This window comes from Streptomyces sp. NPDC002698, assembly GCF_042888945.1.
GTDB lineage: Bacteria > Actinomycetota > Actinomycetes > Streptomycetales > Streptomycetaceae > Streptomyces.
Window position 1 is genome coordinate 196,989 of sequence record NZ_JBIAQM010000003.1, and the last position, 26,067, is coordinate 223,055.

General features: G+C 71.4%; 20 protein-coding genes. 6 read left to right on the forward strand and 14 right to left on the reverse strand.

Going from position 1 to position 26,067, the window contains the following annotated elements; translation table 11 throughout:
- Positions 1-104 precede the first annotated feature (104 nt).
- Both ACFYW9_RS05600 and ACFYW9_RS05605 read right to left on the reverse strand, forming a co-directional pair.
- A complete protein-coding gene (locus ACFYW9_RS05600) occupies positions 105-3,152 on the reverse strand; it encodes a protein kinase (RefSeq protein ID WP_389145201.1) in 3,048 nt (1,015 codons plus the stop codon).
- A gap of 167 nt (positions 3,153-3,319) precedes the next feature.
- Positions 3,320-5,416: a serine/threonine-protein kinase gene (locus tag ACFYW9_RS05605; protein ID WP_389145204.1), complete on the reverse strand. Its 2,097-nt coding sequence runs from the start codon at positions 5,414-5,416 to the stop codon at positions 3,320-3,322.
- A gap of 274 nt (positions 5,417-5,690) precedes the next feature.
- Here ACFYW9_RS05605 and ACFYW9_RS05610 point away from each other — a divergent pair, with 274 nt between their 5' ends.
- On the forward strand, positions 5,691-6,779 hold the full coding sequence (locus ACFYW9_RS05610; protein ID WP_389145207.1) for a serine hydrolase domain-containing protein: 1,089 nt from the start codon (positions 5,691-5,693) through the stop codon (positions 6,777-6,779).
- Between the two features lie 145 nt (positions 6,780-6,924).
- Here ACFYW9_RS05610 and ACFYW9_RS05615 read toward each other — a convergent pair whose 3' ends face one another.
- From ACFYW9_RS05615 to ACFYW9_RS05625, 3 genes are all read right to left on the reverse strand, one after another.
- On the reverse strand, positions 6,925-8,262 hold the full coding sequence (locus tag ACFYW9_RS05615; protein ID WP_389145210.1) for an MFS transporter: 1,338 nt from the start codon (positions 8,260-8,262) through the stop codon (positions 6,925-6,927).
- Entirely contained in the window at positions 8,259-8,924 is a 666-nt protein-coding gene (locus ACFYW9_RS05620; RefSeq protein ID WP_389145213.1) for an ArsR/SmtB family transcription factor, read from the reverse strand. Before ACFYW9_RS05620 ends, ACFYW9_RS05615 begins: the two co-directional genes overlap by 4 nt.
- Before the next feature lie 178 nt (positions 8,925-9,102).
- Entirely contained in the window at positions 9,103-10,809 is a 1,707-nt protein-coding gene (locus ACFYW9_RS05625) for a glycerol-3-phosphate dehydrogenase/oxidase (RefSeq protein ID WP_351872013.1), read from the reverse strand.
- Between the two features lie 270 nt (positions 10,810-11,079).
- On the opposite strand from ACFYW9_RS05625, the gene ACFYW9_RS05630 reads away from it, so the two are divergent.
- The gene (locus ACFYW9_RS05630) at positions 11,080-12,288 is read left to right on the forward strand and encodes a nucleotide sugar dehydrogenase (RefSeq protein ID WP_389145217.1); all 1,209 of its coding nucleotides are present in this window, start codon (positions 11,080-11,082) and stop codon (positions 12,286-12,288) included.
- A 77-nt stretch (positions 12,289-12,365) separates the two neighbouring features.
- Here ACFYW9_RS05630 and ACFYW9_RS05635 read toward each other — a convergent pair whose 3' ends face one another.
- From ACFYW9_RS05635 to ACFYW9_RS05655, 5 genes are all read right to left on the reverse strand, one after another.
- A complete protein-coding gene (locus ACFYW9_RS05635; protein ID WP_389145220.1) occupies positions 12,366-12,782 on the reverse strand; it encodes a hypothetical protein in 417 nt (138 codons plus the stop codon).
- A gap of 323 nt (positions 12,783-13,105) precedes the next feature.
- Entirely contained in the window at positions 13,106-14,230 is a 1,125-nt protein-coding gene (locus tag ACFYW9_RS05640; RefSeq protein WP_326785992.1) for a GuaB3 family IMP dehydrogenase-related protein, read from the reverse strand.
- A 138-nt stretch (positions 14,231-14,368) separates the two neighbouring features.
- Positions 14,369-15,877 carry an IMP dehydrogenase gene (guaB, locus tag ACFYW9_RS05645; RefSeq protein WP_351872022.1) on the reverse strand — a complete coding sequence of 503 codons (1,509 nt, stop codon included), beginning with the start codon at positions 15,875-15,877 and terminating at the stop codon, positions 14,369-14,371.
- 444 nt (positions 15,878-16,321) lie between these two features.
- Positions 16,322-16,897, reverse strand: coding sequence for a sigma-70 family RNA polymerase sigma factor (locus tag ACFYW9_RS05650; RefSeq protein ID WP_326785994.1), 576 nt, complete (start codon positions 16,895-16,897; stop codon positions 16,322-16,324).
- Between the two features lie 432 nt (positions 16,898-17,329).
- Positions 17,330-17,941: a response regulator transcription factor gene (locus ACFYW9_RS05655; RefSeq protein ID WP_003948568.1), complete on the reverse strand. Its 612-nt coding sequence runs from the start codon at positions 17,939-17,941 to the stop codon at positions 17,330-17,332.
- 389 nt (positions 17,942-18,330) lie between these two features.
- Here ACFYW9_RS05655 and ACFYW9_RS05660 point away from each other — a divergent pair, with 389 nt between their 5' ends.
- Positions 18,331-18,660, forward strand: coding sequence for a WhiB family transcriptional regulator (locus ACFYW9_RS05660; protein ID WP_351872025.1), 330 nt, complete (start codon positions 18,331-18,333; stop codon positions 18,658-18,660).
- A 205-nt stretch (positions 18,661-18,865) separates the two neighbouring features.
- Here ACFYW9_RS05660 and ACFYW9_RS05665 read toward each other — a convergent pair whose 3' ends face one another.
- Positions 18,866-19,762: a LysR family transcriptional regulator gene (locus ACFYW9_RS05665; RefSeq protein ID WP_351872027.1), complete on the reverse strand. Its 897-nt coding sequence runs from the start codon at positions 19,760-19,762 to the stop codon at positions 18,866-18,868.
- Positions 19,763-19,841: 79 nt separating this feature from the next.
- On the opposite strand from ACFYW9_RS05665, the gene ACFYW9_RS05670 reads away from it, so the two are divergent.
- The 3 genes from ACFYW9_RS05670 (at position 19,842) to ACFYW9_RS05680 (ending at position 22,359) form a co-directional block, all read left to right on the forward strand.
- Positions 19,842-20,510: an MOSC domain-containing protein gene (locus ACFYW9_RS05670; protein ID WP_389145227.1), complete on the forward strand. Its 669-nt coding sequence runs from the start codon at positions 19,842-19,844 to the stop codon at positions 20,508-20,510.
- Positions 20,511-20,687: 177 nt separating this feature from the next.
- Positions 20,688-21,461, forward strand: coding sequence for an SDR family NAD(P)-dependent oxidoreductase (locus ACFYW9_RS05675; RefSeq protein ID WP_389145230.1), 774 nt, complete (start codon positions 20,688-20,690; stop codon positions 21,459-21,461).
- Positions 21,462-21,648: 187 nt separating this feature from the next.
- A complete protein-coding gene (locus tag ACFYW9_RS05680) occupies positions 21,649-22,359 on the forward strand; it encodes an ester cyclase (protein WP_389145233.1) in 711 nt (236 codons plus the stop codon).
- 441 nt (positions 22,360-22,800) lie between these two features.
- On the opposite strand, the gene groL is transcribed toward ACFYW9_RS05680, so the two are convergent.
- The 3 genes from groL to ACFYW9_RS05695 form a co-directional block, all read right to left on the reverse strand.
- A complete protein-coding gene (gene groL / locus ACFYW9_RS05685; protein ID WP_389145237.1) occupies positions 22,801-24,426 on the reverse strand; it encodes a chaperonin GroEL in 1,626 nt (541 codons plus the stop codon).
- Between the two features lie 151 nt (positions 24,427-24,577).
- Positions 24,578-24,886, reverse strand: a complete 309-nt coding sequence (gene groES / locus ACFYW9_RS05690; protein ID WP_266761820.1) for a co-chaperone GroES — start codon at positions 24,884-24,886, stop codon at positions 24,578-24,580.
- Positions 24,887-25,196: 310 nt separating this feature from the next.
- Positions 25,197-25,949 carry a polysaccharide deacetylase family protein gene (locus ACFYW9_RS05695; protein WP_389145241.1) on the reverse strand — a complete coding sequence of 251 codons (753 nt, stop codon included), beginning with the start codon at positions 25,947-25,949 and terminating at the stop codon, positions 25,197-25,199.
- Between the last annotated feature and the right edge of the window lie 118 nt (positions 25,950-26,067).

Genomic DNA, 26,067 nt, shown 5'->3' on the forward strand with positions numbered 1-26,067 from the left:
GACCTCACTGTGACGGTTGTCCCATCCCTGTACGGAAGGGAACCGTTTGGTGTTCAACGTCTCTCGCCTGGCCAAACACGGCGTGGGGAGGGCAAAAGGGTTGCTCAGCGGCTGACTTGGTACGTCGACGACGCCTGCTCGTACAGCCGCGAGACCTCGTCGCGCTCGGCGTCCGGGCCGCGCACCTGGACCACGTGGTAGTGCCCGGCGACGAGGATCGCGAGGTTGCGCACATAGAGCGAATGCCCCGCGGAGTCCTGCCAGGTGAACTGGCCCTCGGCCATCGCCCTGCCGCCCACGTCGATCCGCCGCATCCCGCTGGAGGTCGCCCAGGTCGAGTCCCGGAAGGGCTGCAACTCCTTCTCGCTCTCCCGCTGATAGGTCATCGGGTCGCTGCCGTACGTGGCCGTGCCGTCCCGCCCGGGTACGAGGATGAGCTCGAAGTCCCCCTGGGAGTAGACGACCTGGCCGCTGCCGTTCCTCGGCGAACGCGTCCAGCCGCTCGCCACGGCGACCTGGAATCCCTCGGGGTCCTTGCGGAGGGTGAACCCGTCGGCGACACCGGGATCGGCGGTGGTGTGCGAGGAGGTCGAACTGGACTTCCCCGAGGGGCTCCTGCCGGGGTCGGGCGAGGCCTGGTCGGAGCCGGGCGCGTTGCTCGCGGTCGGGTCGCCACCGGGCTGTGTGGCGGGGCCGGCCTGTCCGGCGGCGCCGGTGCGCCCGTCGCCGGTGCCGCTCCGGTCCGCCTTGGGCATGAAGACGACCGCGTACGCGACCGCCGCGGCCAGCAGGAGCAGGACGAGCAGGAGCAGGTTCCGGCCCAGCCGTCGGGGACCCGCCGTGTTCTCCCGCCTGGCCCGCTTGTGGCGGGCGTGCGGGCTGGTCGCGGGCAGTCCGGCGCGACGCCTGCGGACGAGCTCGCCCCGGCGCCGTACGATCGGCAGCCGGCTCGGGTTGACGGGCGGTGCGGGCACGACGTGCGCCCCCGCCTCGGGCTCCGGCGCGGACCGCACCAACGACCGCAGCCAGCCGCGCAGTTCCTCGAAGTCGAGCCGCTCCGTGGGGTCCTGGCGCAGCAGCGATTCGACGACGGGGCGCAGCGGCCCGCACTCCTCGGCGAACGCGGGCGGCTCCGCGCACACCAGCTGGACCAGCTCGGCGGTGTTCTCCTCCGGGTAGGGAGCGTGTCCCTGCACGGCGCGGAAGAGCAGCGCGCCCAGCGCCCACAGGTCGGTCGCCGGTCCGATCGGGGCCGCCAGCTGCCAGTTCTCGTGCACCGGTCCGGCCTGCTCGGGCGCCCAGCGCTCGGTGACCGGCCCGACCACGGCCATCCGCGCCTGCCGGGCCCGCTCGGCCGCGAGCGCGGTGGCCGGCCCTCGGCGCGGCGACGTCCCGGCGACCAGATCGCCCCAACCGCCTCCGGGACGGCCGGAGGGGTGCGGGGCGGGGGCGAGTCCCCGCGGAGTGCCGGGCGCCCGGGTGTGGTCGGGGACCGGGGAGACGCCGGACACGCGGGCGTGCCCGGCGTCGGTGAATCCTCCGGGCGGTACGGGCACCTGGGTGCCGCCGGGTGCCGGGAAACCGCCGGTGGACCGGCCGTCGTCCGGGGTCCGCTCGCCGCCGAGGGGCCGTCCGGGGGCCGGGATGCCGGGACGGCCGCCCTGCCCTGTGCCGTAGGGCGCCTGTCCGGGCGCGAACGCGGCGCGGCCGTAGGCCGTGTCACCCCCCGCCGGCCCCTCTCCGTGGGCCGCGGCAGGACGCGGCTGGACTCCGTACCTGCCGGTGCCGCCGACTCCGTACGGGTCGGCTATCTGCCCCGGGGGCGCACTGTGCGACTGCGGGCCGCCGCCCTGGCCGGGAAGGTGCGGCGGGGTGTGGCCCTGGGACCCCGGGGTGTACGGGGAGGCGCCGTACCGGCTGTCCTGGCCAGGGGGGCGCGGCGGGTTGTGGGCCTCCTGCGGGGAGTGCGGGGTGCCGTACCGGCTGTCCTGGCCGGTCTGCTCGCCGGGTGCGGAGGGCCGGGGTGCCGGCAGGGCGAGCGGGTCGCCCCGGCGCTCCCCCTGTACGCGGGCGGCGGCCCGCGCTCCGGCGCGGTACGCGGCGATGGCCCCGGCGCGCGCGGCGCGGATGTCGTCCCCGGCGTCCTCCGCCTGCCCGCCCGTCTCCGGTCCGCCGTCCGGCCCGGCCGTACCCGCCGGACGGCCCGGACCCGCCGGATCGCCCGTTTCGAGGGCACGCGGTCCCCGGCCGGCCACGGGCGCGCCGGGCACCGGTGTCCCCGGGACCGGCGTTCCCTGCTTCGCGCGGGCCTCGATCGCCGCCCGCCGGGCCGCTTCGGCGTCCGCGCCGCTCGTGGCCGCCACGGCGACACCGCGCGCGCCGCCGCCGAATCCGGTACCGCCGACGGGTCCCCGTCCGCCCGCGGCACCCTGCCCGCCTCCGGCGGCACCCGAAGGAGCGCCCGTCCCGGCCGGACCGGCGTCACCGGGCTGCCCGGCGCGGGGGAGGGATCCGTGACCGGCCGTGAAGTCGTCCTCCGGCGCGGGGACCGGGTCGTACCCGCACAGCGCCTCTTCCGCGGCCCCCGCCGCCAGTCCGGTGAGCAGGACGCGGCCGTCGTCGCAGACGAGCACCGTGCGCGCGGTGATGTTCCGGTGCACCCAGCCGTGCGCGTGCAGGACCCGCAGCGCGGTGAGGACGTCGGCCGCCACCTCCGCGGCGCGGTAGGGGCTGAGCGGCTTCTCGGCGAGCAGTGCGGCCAGCGGCCTCGCGGGCACCGACTCGCTGACGATCCACAGCGACCCGCCCTCGGCGAACACGTCGAAGACCTGGTCGAGCCGGGGATGGTCGGGGATCCGCGCGGCGGCCTGCGCCGCGTCGATCGCGCGCAGCACCGCCGGTTCGGTGGGCCGCCGGGTGGTGCGGGAGGACGCCCGCCGCACCCCGCCGTCCCGGGCCACGAACCCCTCGGGCAACCCGTCCGCGTCGAGCACCTCGGCCTCGACGACCTCGGGCAACGGCACCTGCCGTACCAGGACTTCCTGCCCGCTGTAGGTGTCGAAGGCCCGGCTCTCGGCGAGTTCGTACTCGTCGGACGGCGGCAGGGGCAGGCGGTAGCGGTCGGCCAGTACCCGTCCCGCGTAGTCGTCCACGATGCTCCCCCAGCCGACCGGTTGGTCAATTCCGTTCGCCGTGCGTTCCGTTGTGGCTTCGTTCGGTCCGCAACCACTCACGATACGTGCCCGAGGCAACCCGCAGAGCGGTGATGCGAGATCTCGGGCTCCGTTCGTCGCGGAACGTCACCTCGGCCGGCGGTACGTCATGACTTCGGCTGGAACGTCTCGGTCAGCGTGGCCCACGTGCTCTTGCGCAGCGCGCCGTTCCACGCGGAGTCCTTGGCCGTGTACATCAGCGCGTAGCCCTGATGCGCGTTCACCACGAAACCCCGGTCGATCGAGTGGAACTTCGTGCCGCCGTCCACATAGGTGAACTCCCAGTCGGCCGTGTTCCAGCCTCGGTAGCTCACGCTCTCTATGACGATCTTCTTGTACTGGGGGCGCACCATGCCGCGCTCCTGGTTGTTCCAGTCCGCGACCGGGTCGTCCTTGGGAGTCGACGTCCAGCCGACGAGGAGCTTCTGCCCGTCGGGACCGGTGAACCGGGCTCCCGCGGCGTCCTGGGACTTGTACGCCCACCCCTTCGGCAGCCCGATCGAGAAGCCCTGGCCGCTCTTGTACGTCGTCACGGAGGCGGAACCCGAGCCCGGCTCCTTGCCGTCGCCGCTCGAACCGGCCGAGTCGCTCTTGCTCGTGTCCGTGTCCGTGCCCGACGAGGTGTCCGAGGAGTCGTCCGAGCCGGAGCCCGACTTGTCGCCGCTGTCGGTGTGCGAGTCGTCGCTCTTGTCCTTGCCCCCGCCCTCGCCGTCGCCGCCGCTCTTCCCGCTGCCCCCGGCCGCTTCGCTGGAGGCGGTCGCCTTGGCGCCGGTGCCGCCCTTGGCGCCGTCGTCGTCCCCGCCGCCGATCGTGAGGGCCAGCACGGTGCCGACCACGACCAGCGCCACGACGACCGCGAGGATCACCAGGGTGCGCAGCGGCACGACATCCGTGAGCGAGGCCTTCGGCGCCGGGCGGACCGGGCGCTCGGGTGCCACCGGCCATCCGGACCCCGAACCGCCGCGCGTACCCGCGGCTCCGCCGCCTCCGGCCGAACCGGAGTTCACCGGCTTGCCGTCGGAACCGCTCGGCTGGACCGGCACGGAAGGACTCGCCGCGGCGGTCGCCCCGGAGGCGCCGCCGACCGGGCCGGACGCCGCGCCGGACCCCGGACCCGTGCGCGGGGAGGCCGTCCTGGCCGCCCCCTCCGCCGGGTCGGAACCCGGGCCGCCGGCCGTCCTGGCGCGGGAGGCGGCTGCCGAGGTGGCCGCCGCCGTGGCGGCCCCGGCCGCGGTCGCGGCCTTGCGCACCGACCGCAGGGCCCCGCGCAGCCGCGCCGGTTCCTCCGGCAGCGGCGGCATCGCCACGACCTTCGTCGCGTCCGGCGGCTCCGGCAGGCTCTTCTCGGACTCGGTCTCGCGCAGCACCTCGTTGAGCATGGCCCGGGCACCCGCGTCGTCGAGCCGCTGCTCGGGATCCTTGGCGAGCAGGCCGTAGATCACGTTCTCCAGCGGGCCCGCGTTCTTGGGCTGTTCGACCGGCTCGGTCATCACCGCGGTGAGCGTCGCGATCGCGGAGCCCTTGTCGTAGGGCGGCACGCCTTCGACCGACGCGTACAGCAGACCGCCCAGCGACCACAGGTCGGCCGCGGGGCCGGGCTTGTGACCGCGTGCCCGCTCCGGCGAGATGTAGGAGGGCGCGCCGACGAGCATGCCGGTAGAGGTGATGGACGGGTCGCCCTCCACCTGGGCGATGCCGAAGTCGGTGAGCACGACCCGGCCGTCATGGTCGATCAGCACGTTCGACGGCTTCACGTCCCGGTGCAGGATGCCCTCACGGTGCGCCGACCGCAGCACGTCGAGGATGGCAAGACCCACCTCGGCGGCGCGCTTCGGCGTGAGGAGCCCGTCCTCACGGATGGCCTCGGCGAGGGACTTGCCCTCGATGAGCTCCATGACGATCCACGGCCGGTTGTCCTCGTCGACCACGTCGAAGACCGTCACCGCGCCGTTGTTGCGGATCCGCGCGATGGCCTTGGCCTCCCGCAGCGTGCGCGTGATCAGCCGGCGCTTCTCGTCCTCGTCGATGGCCGACGGGAACCGCAGCTCCTTCACGGCGACCGTACGGCCCAGGGTCTCGTCCTCGGCGCGCCACACCGTGCCCATGCCGCCGCGGCCGAGAACATCCCCCAGCCGGTACCGCCCGGCGAGGAGACGATCGCTCTTGTCCTGACGGGATGCTCCCGCCCGCTCTGCCTCCGACATGCGTCCCCTCATGCAACCCGCCCTGACAGAGCCTTCATTGTCCCCTACCCGACAAGTGCCCAGCGCCCTGGGGGCCCCTGGAACCGCAACAGCTCAGCCAGTGAGACGTCCGGACCCCGCCGAAGACCCTCCCACGGCCGTACGCCGCGCGTGCCGGCCGCCCCGCGACCGGGGTCCCGCGGGTCCGCCGCGCCCGCTTCCAGGACCGGCCCCGTGAGGGTCCCCCTCACAGCGGCGTGCCTCATCATGGGCCGCGACGAGGAAGGACCCCACGATGCCACCGCCCTGGACACTTCGGACGCTTCTGGCCATACCCGTGTCCCTGACGCCGCTCCCGACGGTCCGGGCCGACCTGCCGGAGCAGGCGCCGGCCGCCGCGCGAACGGCCGTCACCCGGGTCCCGGACACCGCGCTCGCCCGCCTCGCCACCCGCCTCGTCACGCACGGCGGCGCCCCCGCGGCCGCCCTGCTCGCCGACGACCGGTCCGGTTCACGTTTCACGAGCGCCGGAAACGGAATCAGTCGCTCCGATCATTTCCGTGCCGGGAGCATCACCAAATCGTTCATCGCGACGGTCGTCCTGCAACTCGCCGCCGAACACCGGCTGTCCCTGTCCGACTCCGTCGACGACCATCTGCCCGGCCTGGTGCGCGGCGCGGGCAACGACGGCCGCCGCATCACGCTGCGCGCCCTGCTCCGCCACACCAGCGGCCTCCGCGACTTCACCACGGCCACCCGGGGCACCGTCCCCGTGACTCCTCCTCAGGCCCTGCGCATCGCACTCGCCCGCCCCCCGGCCACCCGCGGCCGCTTCGCCTACTCGAACACCAACTACGTGCTGCTCGGCATGATCGTCGAACAGGTCACCGGCCACTCGTACGCCACCGAGGCCGAGCGGCGCATCATCACCCCCCTGCGTCTGACCGGTACTTCGTTCCCCGGCGCCCGCACGTCGCTTCCCGCGCCGCACGGCCGCGCGTACGCCGCCGACGGCTCCGACGTCACCGAGCTCGACCCGCGCGTGGCCGGCGCGGCGGGTGAGCTGGTGAGCACGCCGGCCGACCTGAACCGCTTCTACGCGGCCCTGCTCGACGGCACGCTGCTGCCCTCGCACTGGCTGCGCGAGATGCTCGACACCCGGGCCGCACACGGCTCGTACGGCATGGGGCTGTTCCCGGTGAAGCTGCCGTGCGGCACCACGGTGTGGGGCCACAACGGCCGGATCTCCGGCAGCTACGTGCGCAGCGCGGCCACCGTCGACGGCCGCCGTGTCCTCACCTTCCGGGTGAACACGGACGGGGTCACGGACCCGGCACTCGAACCGGCCCTGCTCGCCGCCGAGTTCTGTCCCCGCACCTCGTAGAACGGCCGGGCCGCGGGCGAGGACGGGATGCCGGCAAGAACCGTGTCAGCAGCCGTAGCCGAACAGAGCTGCCCGGAGAGGCCGTGGAATCCGCCGCCCGGCAGGTGCAGGTTCCCGCCACGGAGCTGGAGTCCTACGACTGACGTCATGTCGTGAGGTTCGCGCCGGCCGACCGATCGGCATCCTCGGGTTGTGGTTCCGGGGCGCCTCGCCCACCTACACGGTCCATCTCGCGCCATTCCGGACGCAGCCCGGCCAGGTTCGTGGTGAGGAAGTACGCAGCCCCGCAGGCGAGCAGCACCGGCGCGAGTCCGGCGGAGGCCACCGCCGCTCCGACGACCAGTCCGCCGAGAGGGATACCGGCCCAGGCCAGCGAGTCACCGAGCGCGTTGACCCGGCCCAGCATCCGGCGTGGCACTCGCTCGAAGAGGATGGCCCCCAGCACCGGGTTGAGGAAGCCCGACCCGAATCCACTGACGGCGAAAACGGCGAGTACCGCTCCCAAGGGAGCGTCGGAGGCGAGGATCAGGAACCTCGGCGCCCCGGCCACCAGGAACCCGGTGAAGAACACCACCCGGCGCCGCAGCCGGTGTGCGGCCACCGCGGCGACCAGACTCCCCGCGACCGCCGCGGCTCCCGTCACGCTGCCCATCAGGCCGATCGCGGCCGGCCCGTTGCCGGATTCCTTGGCCCAGACGGGCATGAGCACCGTGCCGAACCCCGCGTCCAGCAGGTTGGTGACCCCGACCATGACGATGACAGTCAGCAGCAACGGCTCGCCGCGCAGGAAGACGAAGCCCTCGGCGAAACGTCGCCAGTAACCCGGTACCGTCTCCCCGGTCTTCGACGGGGCTTCCTTGACCGCATGGCCCACCCCACGAGGCAGCGCCACTCCGATGATCAACGATCCGAGAGTGAAGCAGCACGCGTTGACGACCAGTCCTGTCATAGGGCCGAGCAGCGCCACCAACGAGCCGCCGGCCGCCGGGCCGATGGTGGATGCGAGCCGCTCGGTCACGCCGGACAGACCGGCGGCCCGCTCCAACGGCACCCGGCCGCGCTCGGCCGCCTCCGGGACCATGACCTCCTTGGCCAGGTCGCCGGGGCCGCGGGCCGCGCCGATCAGCGCGACCAGGGCCAGCAGGAGCGGAAAGGAGAGCAGGTCCAGGGCATGGAACAGGGGAACCGCGGCGGCGGCGCTCGCGCTGGCCAGATCAGTGGTCCAGGAAACCGCCCGCGGGCCGATCCGGTCCACCAGCGGCCCGGTGAACGCCTTGACCACCACGTAGGGAGCCATCTGGCAGAAGGCGACCAGTCCGGTCCGGGTGGCGCTGCCGGTCGTGACGAGCACGAACCAGGGGAGCGCGACGGCAGCGACCCGGGTACCGGTCAGCGACACGGCCATGGCCGCCAGGACCCCGCCGAGCGGCCGTAAGGACCGCTTGTCGGATATGCCGGCGGTGCCGGAGACGTCTCTCCTCATGACGTCTCCGTTCCCGTCACCTTCTGCGGACCGGAATGCGCCTCCGACGCGGCGGGCGTATCCAGCTCCGGCAGGAGGTGCGTGATGACGGCGACCCGCTCGGCTCCCTCCGGTGCTTTCGCCGCCGCCTCCGGCGTATCTCTCCGGTAGCGGGCGACGACCGCCCGCAACTCCTGGCGCAGGGCGGCGGTCTCCTCGGGCGTGAGCCGCAAGGCCCAGTCGCTCATGTCGAAGGTGCCCCGCCACTCATGGGGCATCGTCTGGAGCTCGTTGATCGCCCGCTGCGTGCGAAGGGTGTTGGTGGCGGCGACGGACTGCAGGAAGGCCAGGACGGCCTCGGGCTCGCGCTCGGCAAGCTCCGGATCGTTGAGTTCCGTCGTCTGATGCACCGAACGCCACCAGCGCTCTCGCGCGTTGCCGCGTTCCGTGTCCTCCTCGACGAAACCGGCCGCGCCGAGCTGGCGCAGGTGATAGCTGGCCGTGCCGGAGTTCACGCCGAGCCGCTCCGCGAGGCGAGTAGCCGTCGACGGGCCGTACTTCCGCAGCAGCCCGACCAACTCCACGCGCACCGGGTGCGCCAGGGCACGCAGCCCCTTGGCGTCCAGAACGACCGCGTCCGCTTCAGCCTTCGGACCGTCCGGCCCCGCACCTGTGTCAGTCATATCGCGCACTCTAGACCGCAAACAGTTCTTCGCAAAGACCTCTTCGCGAAGAACTGTTTGTGGTTCCCCAGGGAGGCAGTTGCCCGACCGACAGACCCCGCGGTGGCACGGTTCTTACCGGCACCTCAAGATCCCAGCCCACGGCACCGATTCAATTGAGATGGGCGGGAAGCGGCGGTCAGAACGGCACGATGTCCGGCGCCCCCAGCCGGGCCGCGTCCGCCGTCAGGTCGTCCGGCTGGCGCTGGGACTCCCGCTCGGCCTCGACCCGCTTCTCGTAGTGCTCCACCTCGCGCTCGATCTGGCCCTTGTCCCAGCCGAGGACCGGGGCCATCAACTCGGCGGCCTCACGGGCGCTGAGGGTGCCCCGGTCGAAGGTCTCGATGGAGATGCGGGTGCGCCGGGTCAGGACGTCGTCCAGGTGACGGGCGCCCTCGTGCGAGGCGGCGTAGACGATCTCGGCCCGGAGGTAGTCCTCGGCGGCCGGCAGGGGCGCGCCGAGGGACGGGTCCGCCGCGATGAGGTCGAGGAGCTCCTCGGCGAGCGCCCCGTACCGGTTCAACAGGTGCTCCACACGCGCCACGTGGATGCCGGTGCGCGCCGCGATCCGCGCTCGCGCGTTCCACAGCGCCCGGTACCCCTCGGCGCCGAGCAGCGGGATGTCCTCGGTGACGCATTCGGCGACCCGCTGGTCGAGGCCGTGCACCGCCGCGTCGACCGCGTCCTTGGCCATCACCCGGTAGGTCGTGTACTTGCCGCCGGCCACGACCACGAGTCCGGGCACCGGGTGGGCCACGGTGTGCTCGCGCGACAGCTTGCTGGTGGCGTCCGACTCCCCGGCCAGCAGCGGCCGCAGCCCCGCGTACACCCCCTCGACGTCGTCACGGGTGAGCGGCACGGAGAGCACCGAGTTCACGTGCTCCAGCAGATAGTCGATGTCCGCGCTGGACGCGGCCGGATGCGCCTTGTCCAGGTCCCAGTCGGTGTCGGTGGTGCCGATGATCCAGTGGCGGCCCCAGGGGATCACGAACAGCACGGACTTCTCGGTGCGCAGGATCAGGCCCGTCGAGGAGTGGATCCGGTCCTTCGGCACGACCAGATGGATGCCCTTGGACGCCCGGACGTGGAACTGGCCCCGCTCCCCGACCATGGCCTGGGTGTCGTCGGTCCACACGCCCGTCGCGTTGACGATCTGGCGGGCGCGGACCTCGTACTCGCCGCCGCCCTCGACGTCGCGCACCCTGGCCCCGACCACCCGCTCGCCCTCGCGCAGGAATCCGGTGACCCGCGCGCGGTTGGCGACCTTCGCACCGTACGAAGCGGCCGTGCGCACCAGGGTCGCCACATAGCGGGCGTCGTCCATCTGGGCGTCGTAGTACTGCAGGGCGCCGATCAGCGCGTCCCTCTTCAGGGCCGGTGCGACGCGCAGGGCGTGGCGGCGGCTCAGATGGCGGTGCGGGGGCAGGCCGCGGCCGTGACCGCGGGCCATCGACATGGCGTCGTACAACGCGACGCCGGAGCCCGCGTACAGCCGCTCCCAGCCCTTGTGCTGGAGGGGGTAGAGGAACGGGACCGGCTTGACCAGGTGCGGCGCGAGCCGTTCGAGGAGCAGGCCGCGCTCCTTCAGCGCCTCGCGGACGAGCGCGAAGTCGAGCATCTCCAGGTACCGCAGGCCGCCGTGGATCAGCTTGCTGGATCTGCTCGACGTGCCCGACGCCCAGTCACGCGCCTCGACCAGGCCGGTGGACAGACCGCGCGTCGCGGCGTCCAGCGCGGTGCCCGCGCCGACCACGCCCGCGCCCACGACCAGCACGTCCAGCTCACGCTCGGCCATTCCCGCCAGTGACTCGGCGCGCTCCGCCGGCCCCAGTGTCGCTGTCCTCACCGCTGCCTCCCGCTGTAGGTCGCGCTGGCCGCACCGTCCGGCGACGCCCGGCTCACATCCCCCCTGCCCAAAGTCTGACCGTCTCTCCCCTCATCGGCCACCGTCCCTCCTCAGCCTGTGGACAACTCCGGGCGACGCGCAAGGAATCTTGATCGATCAATCCCGCAAATCGGTCATATTTACTCCTAGTCTGACATTGCTCTCGCCCAACCCGCCCACAGGGCTTGCGCACCTGTCCCGCATCGGTTATTGGGAAGGACGGCCCACTCCATGCCCGCAGACCTCGCCGTCATCGGACTCGGTCACCTAGGCCTGCCCCTGGCCCAGGCCGCCGTCGCCGCCGGCATCTCCACCCTCGGCTACAGAACCGGACCGGAAGGCGGCTCCCTCACCCCCGCGGAGCTGCGCCGGATGCTCGCGGGCGGCTTCCGGCCGGCCTCGAATCCGGCCGAACTGGGCCGTGTCCGCACCGCCGTCATCTGCGCACCGACCCCACGGGGCGCGGACGGCGCCCTGGACCTCGGCCAGGTGGAGTCGGCGGCCCGCACCCTGGCCGCACGGCTGCGCCCGCACACCACGGTCATCCTGGAATCGCCCGTGCACCCCGGCACCACCGAGGCGTTCCTCCGCCCGCTCCTCGAAACCGGCTCCGGACTGCGCGCCGGGCGCGATTTCCACCTCGCGTACTCGCCCAGCAGGGTCGACCCCGGCAACCGCGACGTCGCTCCCGCCGGGACACCGAAGGTCATCGGCGGTCTCACCCCCGCGTGCACCGAGTCGGCGGCCGCCTTCTACGGCCGGCTCACCGACAAGGTCGTCCGCGCGCGCGGCCCCCGCGAGGCGGAGACCGTGCAGGTCCTGGAGACCAACTTCCGGCACGTCAACATCGCGCTCGTCAACGAGATGGCCGTGCTCTGCCACGACCTGGGCGTCGACCTGTGGGACGTCATCCGCTGCGCGGAGACCAAGCCGTTCGGGTTCCAGGCGTTCCGGCCCGGCCCGGGGGTCGGCGGCCACGGGATCGCCCAGGACCTCGGCGGCCCCTCCGGACGCCCGCTGCGGATGGTCGAACTGGCCCGGCAGGTCAACAACCACATGCCCCAGTACGTCATCCAGCGCGCCGCCGCGCTGCTCAACGAGCACGGGAAGTCCGCCCGGGCCGCGCGGGTGCTCCTCCTCGGCGTCACCTACAAGGCCGACATCGCCGACCAACAGGGCTCCCCCGCCCACGAGATCGCCGTACGGCTGATGGAACTCGGCGCGTCCGTCAGCTATCACGACCCGCACGTGCCGGCCTGGAGCGTCCTCGAGCGGCCCGTACCGCGCGCGGACTCCCTCTACGAGGCCGCGGCCGACGCCGACCTGACGATCCTGCTCCAGCAACACCGCACCTATGACCTGCAAGGCCTGTCCGTGAAAGCCCAGCTCCTCCTGGACACAAGGGGGGCGACCCCGACGGGAGCGGCACACCGGCTCTGAGCCGGCCTCGGCCGACTCGCCCTCGCACGGTGAACGGGGTGGTCCGCCGAGAACGCACCACCCCGGAAACCGACCTGTCAGGAAGTGGAGTGCGTGTAGTTGTAACCGATGGCCTGACGGGCGGTTCCCTTGCCCACGTAGGAGCCGTCCAACTTGCTGTACGCCTTGAACGTGTACGTCTTGTACAGGGGGTACGCCTTCAAGGTGCCCGTCTTGCCCCTCGGCACAGCCCAGCTCGCCGCCATGCTCTTCGTACGGGACTTGGTCACGTCGAAGCCCACCGCCGCCGACACCGATCCGGCCGTCACGGTGATCGAGGCACTCCGGGTGTTGGAGACCGTCTCACTGTTGGTCAGAGTGAGAGTGATCGGCCCGCGTCCCTTCACCAGCGCGATCGCGTTCTTGCCCTGCTTCACGCCGACGTACTTGACGTTCTTGATGTTGCACCAGTTGTGCTCGTGCACACGGCCCAGATCATCGGTTATGCGACTCACGCACGACGTCATCCGGGAGGCTTGCGCCTCTCCGCCCATCCCTACCGCGCCGACGAGCACGGCAAGAGCGATACCCGAGTTGAGTCCGACGCGGACAGCAGGTGGTGTGATCGATCGCAAAACTGTTCCCCTCGTTTTGCTACCAGTCGGTAACTCCAGGGACGCTATCCCACCCCCTGGCGGATCATTGGTGGATCCGGACCGATTTGATCAACATCTGAGGCTTGTCCTTCGAGGAACGCGGGCGCCGAACACGTAGGTCCGGGCCGCCCACGGGCGGCCCGGACCTACGGATCACGTTTCCGGGACTCGGCTTCGAGTGATCAGCGCTTGTGCTGCGAGTCCGCCACCGTCACCTCGACGCGCTGGAACTCCTTGAGCTCGCTGTAGCCGGTCGTGGCCATGGCGCGGCGGAGGGCGCCGAAGATGTTCATCGAGCCGTCCGGGATGTGCGACGGACCGGTGAGGATCTCCTCGATCGTGCCGACGGTGCCGAGGTCGACCTTCTTGCCGCGCGGCAGCTCCTCGTTCACCGCCTCCATGCCCCAGTGGTGACCGCGGCCGGGCGCGTCGGTGGCACGTGCGAGCGGGGAGCCCATCATCACGGAGTCGGCGCCGCAGGCGATGGCCTTGGGGAGGTCGCCGGACCAGCCCACACCGCCGTCGGCGATGACGTGCACGTACCGGCCGCCGGACTCGTCCATGTAGTCGCGGCGGGCCGCGGCGACGTCCGCGACGGCGGTGGCCATCGGGACCTGGATGCCCAGCACGTTGCGCGTGGTGTGCGCGGCACCGCCGCCGAAACCGACCAGGACACCCGCCGCGCCGGTGCGCATCAGGTGCAGCGCCGCGGTGTACGTGGCACAGCCGCCGACGATCACCGGGACGTCGAGCTCGTAGATGAACTGCTTCAGGTTCAGCGGCTCGGCGGCACCGGAGACGTGCTCGGCCGACACCGTCGTACCGCGGATGACGAAGATGTCCACACCCGCGTCGACCACGGCCTTGGAGAACTGCGCCGTGCGCTGCGGGGAGAGCGCGGCGGCGGTGACGACTCCCGAGTCGCGCACCTCCTTGATGCGCTGCCCGATCAGCTCCTCCTTGATGGGAGCCGCGTAGATCTCCTGAAGACGGCGGGTCGCGGTCTCCGAGTCCATACCGGCGATCTCGTCCAGCAGCGGCTGCGGGTCGTCGTACCGCGTCCAGAGGCCTTCCAGGTTCAGGACGCCCAGGCCGCCCAGCTCGCCGATACGGATCGCGGTGGCCGGGGAGACGACCGAGTCCATGGGGGCGGCCAGGAAGGGCAGCTCGAAGCGGTACGCGTCGATCTGCCAGGCGATCGAGACCTCCTTCGGGTCCCGCGTACGGCGGCTCGGGACGACGGCGATGTCGTCGAAGGCGTACGCCCGGCGGCCGCGCTTGCCGCGCCCGATCTCGATCTCAGTCACGTTGTGGCCTTTCCCTCTTCGCTTCTGCGCCTCCCAGTATCCCCGACGCCCACGACGAAGGCGGCCCCGGAAGCTCCGGGGCCGCCCTCGTGGCGGGTCTCAACGCGCGCGTGGAAGACCGTTCAGCTGTACTGACGACTACTTGAGGCGACTGTAGTTCGGCGCCTCGACCGTCATCTGGATGTCGTGCGGGTGGCTCTCCTTGAGACCCGCCGAGGTGATGCGCACGAACCGGCCGCGGTCCTGGAGCTCGGGCACCGTACGGCCGCCGACGTAGAACATCGACTGGCGCAGACCGCCGACCAGTTGGTGGACGACCGCGGAGAGCGGGCCGCGGTAGGGCACCTGGCCCTCGATGCCCTCGGGGACGAGCTTCTCGTCGGAGGCGACACCCTCCTGGAAGTAGCGGTCCTTGGAGAAGGAGCGCTGCTCGCCTCGGGACTGCATGGCGCCCAGGGAGCCCATGCCGCGGTACGACTTGAACTGCTTGCCGTTGATGAAGAGCAGCTCGCCCGGGGACTCCTCGCAGCCCGCGAGCAGCGAGCCGAGCATCACCGTGTCGGCGCCCGCGACCAGGGCCTTGGCGATGTCGCCGGAGTACTGGAGGCCACCGTCGCCGATGACCGGGACGCCGGCCGCCTTGGCGGCGAGCGACGCCTCGTAGATGGCCGTCACCTGCGGTACGCCGATACCGGCGACGACGCGGGTGGTGCAGATGGAACCGGGGCCGACACCGACCTTGATGCCGTCGACTCCCGCGTCGATGAGGGCCTGGGCGCCGTCACGGGTGGCGATGTTGCCGCCGATGACGTCGACGCCCGAGGAGTTCGACTTGATCTTGGCGACCATGTCGCCGACCAGACGGGAGTGGCCGTGCGCGGTGTCGACGACGATGAAGTCGACGCCGGCCTCGATCAGGGCCTGGGCCCGCTCGAAGGCGTCACCCGCGACACCGACGGCCGCGCCGACCAGCAGACGGCCCTCGCCGTCCTTGGCCGCGTTCGGGTACTTCTCCGCCTTGACGAAGTCCTTGACGGTGATGAGGCCCTTGAGGACGCCCGCGTCGTCGACCAGCGGAAGCTTCTCGATCTTGTGGCGGCGCAGCAGCTGCATCGCGTCGCCGCCCGAGATGCCGACCTTGCCGGTGACCAGCGGCATGGGCGTCATCACCTCGCGCACCTGGCGCGAGCGGTCGGTCTCGAAGGCCATGTCACGGTTGGTGACGATGCCGAGCAGCTTGCCTCCGCCGTCCGTGACCGGCACACCGGAGATCCGGAACTTGGCGCAGATCGCGTCGGCCTCGCCGAGCGTGGCGTCCGGGTGCACGGTGATCGGGTCGGTCACCATGCCGGACTCGGAGCGCTTCACCAGGTCGACCTGGTTGGCCTGGTCCTCGATGGACAGGTTGCGGTGCAGAACACCGACGCCGCCCTGACGGGCCATCGCGATCGCCATACGCGATTCGGTGACCTTGTCCATGGCGGCGGAGAGCAGCGGGATGTTGACCCGGACGTTCTTCGAGATGTGCGAGGCGGTGTCGATCTGGTCGGGCGCCATGTCCGACGAGCCCGGCAGCAGCAGCACGTCGTCGTAGGTCAGCCCGAGTGTCGCGAATTTGGCGGGCACTCCGTCGACGTTGGCAGTCATGACACCTTCCCCAAATGGCCTTGATCGGTGCGGATGTCCATGCTAACGGGAAGCATGGCTCTCTCATTCCACGGTTGAGGGTGGGCTTCGGCTTCGTATGTTCGTACGGGATGACGGTCGTTCCCGTTCAGACCCGTGCCCGGAGAAGGGCCCGGAGCCCGCCCGGGCAGCCCAGCCGGGGTGGGCGAACGCGGGCCTGCGCCCCGCCCCGGCCGCGAAGCGCGGCACGGAGCCTTCCGGGCCGGCCGGATCGACGCCGTCGGGGCCCGCCACCTTTTGCCTGCAATTTGCGGAGGAAAAGGGCTCCGGCGCACGGGCCGCCGACCGACCGCGGTGACCGGTATCACCGGAACGTGCCCTGCCGGCAGAGACGCGACGGGTGCGCCGGACACGGCGGGACCGCGCCACCCCGGCCACGGCGTCACCGTGGCCGGACCCGGATCCCTACTGCTCCGCCAGTGCCCGCAGCCGGCTGAGCGCACGGTGCTGGGCCACCCGGACGGCACCCGGTGACATGCCCAGCATCTGGCCGGTCTCCTCCGCCGTGAGGCCCACCGCGATGCGCAGAAGGAGCAGCTCGCGCTGGTTCTCGGGGAGGTTGGCCATGAGTTTCTTCGCCCATTCGGCATCGCTGCTGAGCAGCGCGCGCTCCTCGGGGCCGAGGGAGTCGTCGGGCCGCTCCGGCATCTCGTCGGACGGGACGACCGTGGACCCCGGGTGGCGCATCGCGGCACGCTGGAGGTCGGCGACCTTGTGCGCGGCGATCGCGAACACAAACGCCTCGAACGGGCGCCCGGTGTCCTTGTAGCGCGGCAGCGCGAGGAGCACCGCGACACAGACCTCCTGCGCCAGGTCCTCCACGAAGTGCCGCGCGTCCCCCGGGAGCCGGGACAGACGGGCGCGGCAGTAACGCAGCGCGAGCGGGTGTACGTGGGCGAGCAGGTCGTGCGTGGCCTGTTCGTCGCCGTCGACCGCGCGAAGGACGAGCGCACCGATCCCCGTCGTCTCGTCTTCACGCATCGGTCCATGGTGCCTCGGCGTCGTCCTGTCCGTGGCACCGCGTCCATAGTTGTGCACCGAAGCGTTATGAGCAGGTGCGCCGGAACTCATCTCCTGCGCCCTCCCCTTCCGCTCGACCGACTTGTCCCCAAGGAACTCCACACCTCAAGGATGCGGCATCCGCCGGGAAACGGAGTCCGGACACCGAGGAGGCTCTCTCCGAGGCCCCTGCCCCACCCGCCGTCCGGCGGGCAGGGACCGCTGCCGTCGCACCCGCGAGGCGGTTCGCCCAAGGGCTGTTCCGTGGTCCCCGGCGGGCGCGCGACGACGGCGAACGCACCTCGCCGCGTCACCGGACCGCGCGGACACGCCTCGTACGAGGACGGCCCTTCGCCCTGCGACGCGGCGCGTCGGACGGCGCGCGCCGATCCACCCCGGACCACGGGCCAGCCCTCAGCGAACCAGGCCCCACCGGAATCCGAGCGCGACCGCGTGCGCCCGGTCCGAGGCGCCGAGCTTCTTGAAGAGCCGCCGTGCGTGGGTCTTGACCGTGTCCTCGGAGAGGAACAGCTCACGGCCGATCTCCGCGTTGGAGCGTCCGTGGCTCATTCCTTCGAGCACCTGGATCTCCCGCGCGGTGAGCGTGGGCGCGGCGCCCATCTCCGCCGAACGCAGTCTGCGCGGCGCGAGCCGCCACGTCGGGTCGGCGAGCGCCTGGGTCACCGTGGCGCGCAGTTCCGCCCGTGAGGCGTCCTTGTGGAGATAGCCGCGGGCGCCGGCGGCGACGGCGAGCGCCACACCGTCCAGGTCCTCGGCGACGGTGAGCATGATGATGCGCGCACCGGGGTCGGCGGACAGCAGCCGCCTCACCGTCTCCACGCCGCCCAATCCGGGCATACGTACGTCCATCAGAATCAAATCCGAACGGTCGGCTCCCCAGCGGCGGAGGACTTCCTCGCCGTTGGCCGCCGTCGTCACGCGCTCGACACCGGGCACGGTCGCGACCGCGCGGCGGAGCGCCTCTCGGGCAAGCGGGGAGTCGTCGCAGACGAGGACGGATGTCATGACCGTCCTCCGCAGCTGATGCGCGTCACCTTGAGCCTCCAGGCTGTTACGAATCGTCACCTGTGCGGTCGCCACTCGCAGGCGGATATGACCGCCTACCCGAGCGCTTGTTCCTTCAACCGCCTCAGCCATCTCAACGATGGTCACTCGAAAGAGTTACGGGGCAGCCGGCCGTCATCGGCACTGTACGTGAGGGCGCGGACACGGTGGAGACATGCGCGCCGACCCTCAACGTTTCATCACAACCCATGCCCCATTCAGCCTGTTTTCTTCCCATTTGCTGGTGTCTGAGACTAGATTCGCAATGAGTCATATTTTCATCTCCTTAGATCGTAGATGTACGGTCGGTGGGCACAGAGCAGCCCAGAACGGCAGCAAGGGGACATGCAATGGCAGATTTCTCCCGCCTTCCCGGTCCGAACGCGGACCTCTGGGACTGGCAGCTCCTCGCGGCCTGCCGAGGGGTCGACAGCTCGCTCTTCTTCCACCCTGAGGGCGAGCGTGGTGCGGCACGGAGCGCTCGTGAGAACTCGGCCAAAGAGGTCTGCATGAGATGTCCGGTACGCGCGGAGTGCGCGGCACACGCGCTCGCGGTGCGCGAACCGTACGGCGTATGGGGCGGACTGACCGAGGACGAGCGCGAAGAGCTCATGGGACGGGCACGCAACCGACTGGTCTCGGCGGCGGCCACAGGGAACACCTCCGCCTCGAACACCTGAAGGAACGTTTCTGTCCTGAAGGCGCGTACGAGCTGAGTACGTACGTACAGGTCGGAGGTACAGGGGTACGTACGGGCCCGTGCGCACAAACCGGAGACGCGTACGAGGAGACGCGCACGGCGCACGCGGGGAACACGGGGCGTGCGGGGAAACACAGCAGGAGTCGAGCCCGTCCGTGACGGCCGGCTCCCCGGCGGGCGAACCGCTAGCGGGCCGCCGCCCGTGCCAGCCGGTCCAGCGTCGCGGCCACCGCCGGCACCTCGGCGAGGTCGGGGAGGGTGAGGGCGACGATCTCACGGCGCACCGCGGGCTCCACCGTCACGGTCCGGGCCCCCTTCGGACGTACGGACTCGATCGCGAGTTCCGGCAGGACGGCGACGCCGAGTCCCGCGCCCACCAGCCCCACCACCGCCGGATAGTCGTCGGTGGCGAAGTCGATGCGGGGCTCGAAACCGGCACCGCGGCAGACCTCGACGAGCTGGCCGCGGCAGCGCGGGCAGCCCGCGATCCACGACTCACCGGCGAACTCGCCGATCGCGACGGACCCCGCGCGCGCGAGCGGGTGCCGCTCGGGCACCAGGCCGACGAGCCGGTCCGTCAGCAGGGGCCGTACGACGAGGTCGTCCCATTCCTCGGCGCCCGGAGCGCTCTCGTAGCGGAAGGCGAGCGCGATGTCGCAGTCACCGGCCCTGAGCTTCTCGACGGACTCGGGCGGTTCGGCCTCCTCCAGGGAGACACGGGTGCCCGGGTGGGCCGCGCGCAGCGCGGCGAGGGCCGTGGGAACGAGGGTGGAACTGCCGCTGGGGAAGGAGACCAGCCGGACGCGGCCCGCCCGCAGCCCGGCGATCGCGGCGACCTCCTCCTCCGCCGCCGTGAGGCCGGCCAGGATGCTCGCCGCGTGCTTGACCAGAGCCTCACCTGCCTGGGTGAGGCGCATCTCGCGGCCCGTCCTGACGAGCAGCGGGGTGCCCACGGAGGACTCCAGGGCCTTCATCTGCTGGCTGACGGCGGGCTGGGTGCAGCCCAGCTCACGGCCCGCCGCCGAGAAGGACCCGGTGGTGGCGACGGCGCGCAGGACGCGGAGATGACGAGCCTCGATCACCCTTCGAGCATAAGCGCGTCTTGGGTGCGGCGCCGAATATCACGTCGACGCTTTGACCTGTATCGCCTAGCTTGATGGCATGAAGCTTCTGTCAGTGAACCTGGGCCGGGCACGGGCCGTCCCGTACACGGACCAGCCGGAGGGCGTGACCGGCATCGACAAGCGGCCGGTCGACGGTCCGGTCCGCGTGACGGCGCCGGGGCCCAAGGGGACCGGCGGAAGCGGGCTGGCCGGGGACACCGTGTGCCACCTGCGCCATCACGGCGGTGACGACCAGGCGGTGTACGCGGTGGCGCGCGAGGACCTCGACGACTGGGAGCGCGAGCTGGGCCGGACGCTGCCGAACGGCGGGTTCGGCGAGAACCTCACGACGCTGGGGCTCGGCGTGTCCGGCGCGCTGATCGGTGAGCGCTGGCGGATGGGTTCCGGCCTCGTCCTGGAGGTCACCTGCGGGCGCATCCCGTGCCGCACCTTCCAGGAGCACCTCGGTGAGAAGGGCTGGGTCAGACGGTTCACGCACCGGGGCGCGCCGGGCGCGTACCTGCGGGTGATCGAGCCCGGCGAGATCCGCTCCGGGGACCCGGTCGAGATCGTGCACCGGCCCGTCCACGACGTCACCGTCGCCCTCCAGTTCCGCGCCTCGACGACCGAACGGAAGCTGCTGCCGAGGCTGTTGGCGGCGGGCGAGGCCCTGCACCCGGAGTCGCTGGCGGCGGCGCGGGAGTACGTGGCGAAGCACGGCGGATAAGGGCGCGGCCCGGGCACCGTCCGCGGCGGTGTCCGGGCCGTGTCCACGGTGTGCCCGCGCGTGCGGGGCCTGGTGCGGGGTACGTACGGAGCGCGGGCGGACGGCCGGCGGCGCCGGGGGCACCGGCGGTCGGCGGCACCGGGGGCGGGGCTCCCGGCCGGTCACTACCCTTGCGCCATGACAACGGCTCTGATTACGGGATCGACCGCGGGGATCGGTGCCGCCTTCGCGCGGCGGCTCGCGGCGGACGGGCACAACCTCGTGCTGGTGGCGCGGGACACGAAGCGGCTGCGCGAACAGGCGACCGAGCTGCACGACCGGCACGGCATCGAGGCGGAGGTGCTCACCGCGGACCTGGCGACGGACGAGGGCATCGAGGAGGTCGCCGCCCGTCTGTCCGACCTCAAGAACCCGGTCGACCTGCTGGTCAACAACGCCGGCTTCGGCAACAAGGGCCGCTATCTGGACGTGTCGATGGCGGACGAGCTGAAGATGCTCAAGGTGCACTGCGAGGCGGTGCTCCGGCTGACGTCGGCGGCGACCGAGGCGATGCGGGAGCGCGGCCGGGGCGGCGTCGTCAACGTGGCGTCGGTCGCGGCGTTCGTGCCGCGGGGTACGTACGGGGCGTCGAAGGCGTGGGTCGTGCAGTTCACGCAGGGCGCGGCGAAGGACCTCGCGGGCAGCGGGGTGCGGCTGATGGCTCTGGCTCCGGGCTTCGTGCGCACCGAGTTCCACGAGCGGGCCGGCATGGGCACGGACAACATCCCGAACTGGATGTGGCTGGACGCCGACAAGCTGGTCGCGGCGGCCCTCGCCGATCTGGCCCGAGGAAAGACCCTGTCGGTCCCGGACCCGCGCTACAAGGTGCTCATGGGCGTGGTGAAGGTGACGCCGCGTGCGCTGCTGGGCGGGATCTCGTCGAAGACCGGGCGGAAGTACGGACCTCAGTGAGGTAGCACCTCGGTGCGGTAGTGCCTGGGTGCGGTAGTGCCCGGGTGAAGTACGCCCCCCGGCAAGGGGATCGGGTGGAACGCGCGGATCGCGGGCCGTCCGCGATGATCGTGCGGTGGGTGGTGTCGCCCCTCCGGTGGGAAAATCGAGGGTGAATCAACAGGACCAGGGGGCCGGAGGCGGCGCCATGACATTCATGCAGTTGATCGACTGTAGAACCAGCCGGTTCGACGAGATGAACCAGCTGATGGACACATGGGTCGAAAGAACCAAGGGGAAACGGACCGCGACGCACAGCCTCATCGGCAAGGACCGCTCCGACGCGAGTCACTTCGTGGAGATCGTGGAGTTCCCGTCGTACGAAGAGGCGATGCGCAACTCGAACCTTCCGGAGACCGAGAGGATCTTCCAGGAGATGGTGGCGCTCTGCGACGGCATGCCGACGTTCACGGACCTCGACGTCGTGCGCGACGAGCAGCTCTACGCGGCGAACATCCGCGCGTACTTCGAGACGCTGTCGGGTCCGGGTGAGCTGGAGCCGCTCAACGGACTGATGGCGGAGAACTATCACGACCACGATCCCGGCAACGAGCAGGACGTCATCGGGCTCGACGCGGTACGGCGCGAGATCGAGATGTGGCGCGGCGGCTTCGACTTCACGTTCACCGTCGAGGACCAGATCACCGAGGGCGACCGCGTCTGCACGAGGTGGACGTGGAACGGCACGCACACAGGTGACTTCATGGGGATGCCCGCGTCCGGGAAGCAGGCGTCCATGACCGGCACGACCATCTTCCGGTGCGGGAAGGACGGAAAGATCGTCGAGGGCTGGTGGCAGTACGACCGGCTGGGCCTGATGGCCGGGCTCGGCGCCCTGGACGCCGCCCTGGAGACCTGATCCCACCGGGTTCCACAGCCCTCACAGCCCTCACAGCCCACCGGGAGCGAGGCCCGTCAGGGGCGGACGGCTTCGGCCGGCCGTCGCACACCCTGATCGGGTCAGGCCGACGCCCGTTCCCCGGACAGGGGTTCGGGGGATCTTCCTCTGCCGCGCGCCGACGCTCCGGGCCGCGGAACGCGCACGAGCCCGGTCCGGCGGGACCTCACGTACTGCCGCGCGGCTGCACCTGCGCTCGTGAGCACGAGCGAGGGATGTAGCGCGGGTCGAGCCGACGGCCACGGCTTTCCGCACGGGACGGGGCCCGGTCCCACCGCGGGCGGCTCCCGGACAGCACTTCGCCCCGCCGCGGTGCGGCGGGGCGAAGTGGTCAAGCGCTGTTCGACGAACGGCGTCCCTCGGGGGGCATCGGCCCCGTCCTCAGGGAGTTCCCGCTGTGCGTCAGTGGGAGTGCCCGTGGCCGCCGTGGCCGGCGTCGGCCTCTTCCTCGGCCGGCTTCTCGACGACCAGGGTCTCGGTCGTCAGGAGCAGGGAGGCGATGGAGGCGGCGTTCTCCAGGGCGGAACGGGTGACCTTGACCGGGTCGATGACGCCGGCCTTGACCAGGTCGCCGTACTCGCCGGTGGCGGCGTTGAAGCCCTGGCCCTTGTCGAGCTCGGCGACCTTCGAGGTGATGACGTAACCCTCGAGGCCGGAGTTCTCGGCGATCCAGCGCAGCGGCTCGACGGCGGCGCGGCGGACGACCGCGACACCCGTGGCCTCGTCGCCGGTCTTGCCGAGGTTGCCCTCGAGGACCTTGACGGCGTGGACGAGCGCGGAGCCACCACCGGAGACGATGCCCTCCTCGACCGCGGCGCGGGTCGCGGAGATGGCGTCCTCCAGACGGTGCTTCTTCTCCTTGAGCTCCACCTCGGTGGCGGCGCCGACCTTGATCACGCACACGCCGCCGGCCAGCTTCGCGAGGCGCTCCTGGAGCTTCTCGCGGTCCCAGTCGGAGTCGGTGTTCTCGATCTCGGCCTTGATCTGGTTGACGCGGCCGGCGACCTCGTCGCTGCTGCCGGCACCGTCGACGATCGTGGTGTCGTCCTTGGTGACGGTCACGCGGCGGGCGCTGCCGAGCACGTCCAGGCCGACCTGGTCGAGCTTGAGGCCGACCTCTTCGGCGATGACCTGACCACCGGTGAGGGTGGCGATGTCGCCGAGCATGGCCTTGCGGCGGTCACCGAAGCCGGGGGCCTTCACGGCGACGGCGTTGAACGTGCCGCGGATCTTGTTCACGACCAGGGTCGACAGGGCCTCGCCCTCGACGTCCTCGGCGATGATCAGCAGCGGCTTGGAGGCGTTCGACTGGATGACCTTCTCCAGCAGCGGCAGCAGGTCCTGGATGGAGCTGATCTTGCCCTGGTGGATGAGGATGTACGGGTCGTCGAGGACGGCCTCCATACGCTCCTGGTCGGACACCATGTACGGGGACAGGTAGCCCTTGTCGAAGGCCATGCCCTCGGTGAAGTCGAGTTCCAGGCCGAAGGTGTTGGACTCCTCGACGGTGATGACACCGTCCTTGCCGACCTTGTCCATCGCCTCGGCGATGAGCTCGCCGACCTGCGGGTCCTGGGCGGACAGACCGGCGACGGCCGCGATGTCGGACTTCTCGTCGATCGGGCGCGCGGTGGCGAGGAGCTCGTCGGAGACCGCCTTGACGGCCGCGTCGATGCCCTTCTTCAGCAGCGCCGGGGAGGCACCCGCGGCGACGTTCTTCAGGCCCTCGCGCACGAGCGCCTGGGCCAGCACGGTGGCGGTGGTCGTACCGTCACCCGCGATGTCGTTGGTCTTGGTCGCCACCTCCTTCACCAGCTGGGCGCCGAGGTTCTCGAACGGGTCCTCGACCTCGACCTCACGGGCGATGGTCACGCCGTCGTTGGTGATGGTGGGAGCGCCGAACTTCTTGTCGATGACGACGTTGCGACCCTTGGGGCCGATCGTCACCTTCACCGTGTCGGCAAGCTTGTTGACGCCGCGCTCAAGGGCGCGACGGGCGTCCTCGTCGAACTTCAGGATCTTCGCCATAGGAGCGGTTCAGCCCTCTCGGAAAAAGTGAGAACGAACTGCGCCCCCGACGCCCGGCTGTGAATGGTCGCGGGTGCCAGGGGCGCAGCTCACTGCAATGCTTGGTGCGGGGTTGCCCGGGGGAAGACCCCGGACTCCCTTACCAGGTGAATTACTTCTCGATGATCGCGAGCACGTCGCGAGCCGAGAGGACGAGGTACTCCTCGCCGTTGTACTTCACCTCGGTGCCGCCGTACTTGCTGTAGAGAACGATGTCGCCGACGGCGACGTCGAGCTCGACACGCTTGCCGTCCTCGATGCGGCCCGGGCCCACGGCCAGGACGACGCCCTCCTGGGGCTTCTCCTTGGCGGTGTCCGGGATGACCAGGCCGGAGGCCGTGGTCTGCTCGGCGTCGAGCGGCTGGACCACAATGCGGTCCTCGAGCGGCTTGATGGCAACCTTGGAGCTGGTGGTCGTCACGATCCGACCTCCCCCTTCGGAGATCTCACGGGGTTAACTGTCTGAGGTGGCGACCAGGTGGATCCGTCGTCGCGGGTGCCGGATCTGCCCGTCGCTATTGGCACTCTCCAGGGGGGAGTGCCAGAACTGAGACTATGACTGTGATTAGCACTCGGTCAAGCGGAGTGCCAAAGGCAGTCGGCGTGGCGTGGGCCGGAACGTGCCGGACCGCACCGAATGGACGCTTACCCGCGGGCAACTCTCGGGTCGCCCCCCGTCACCCCCGTCATCCCCGTCGCCCCCCAAGGGGCAGCTCTCCGGTCGGTGCCTTCTAGAGGTAGTTCTCCAGCCGCGCCAGGGTGAAGCCCTCGCGCTGGATCCGGCGGAGCAGGCGGAGCGTGGCGTCCGTGAGATCGGGTTCGGCGGGGCCGGAGAGGATGTCGCCCGGCCGGAGCGGGTGCGCGTCGGCCGTCCTGCCGAGGACGATCGCGGCGACCCCGCAGTCGGCGGCGGCGCGCAGGGTGGTGTCGTCGTACCGGCCGTACGGGGGCCGCAGCAGCCGGGGCCGGACGCCGAAGCGCCGCGTGAGCTTGTCCTGCTGTCCGCAGATCTCGGCGCGCTGGCCGGCGTAGGGCAGACCACGCAGGGTGGCGTGGTCGAGGGTGTGGTTCTGGACGCTCACGCCGACCGCGCGCAGCCGGGCGAAGCGCCCGTACCCGGGGCCGGCGACCCGGTCCGTGAGGAACATGCTGACCGGCAGGCGCAGTTCGCGGACCATGTCGGCGAACCGCGGATCGCGCTCCGCCCCGTCGTCGTACGTCAGGAAGACCACCTTGTCGCGGGTGCGCACCTGGTTCACGACGGGCGGCAGTCCGGTGTCCGCGGTACGCGCGGTGGTCCGCGCGGGCACGTCCGGCGCGGGGGCGAGCGGGGTGGCCAGACCCCAGCGGCGGTACGCCGGCTCCGTCGGGTGCACCCGCTGGGCCGCCTTCTTGCCGAGCCGTTCGATGGGGTCGACGGACTGCGCGCAGCCGCTGAGCAGTACCGCCACGAGCAGCCCGGCGGCCGGCACCCGCACCCTCACGGGTGGTCCTCCGGGCGCGCGACCGCGTACCCCTGGCCGGCGCGCCGGGCCCGGGGCGGGCTCAGCCGGTCCGCGCGGGCGGCGAGGGCGCGGACGGGGCCCGCCCGGAACGCGGCCC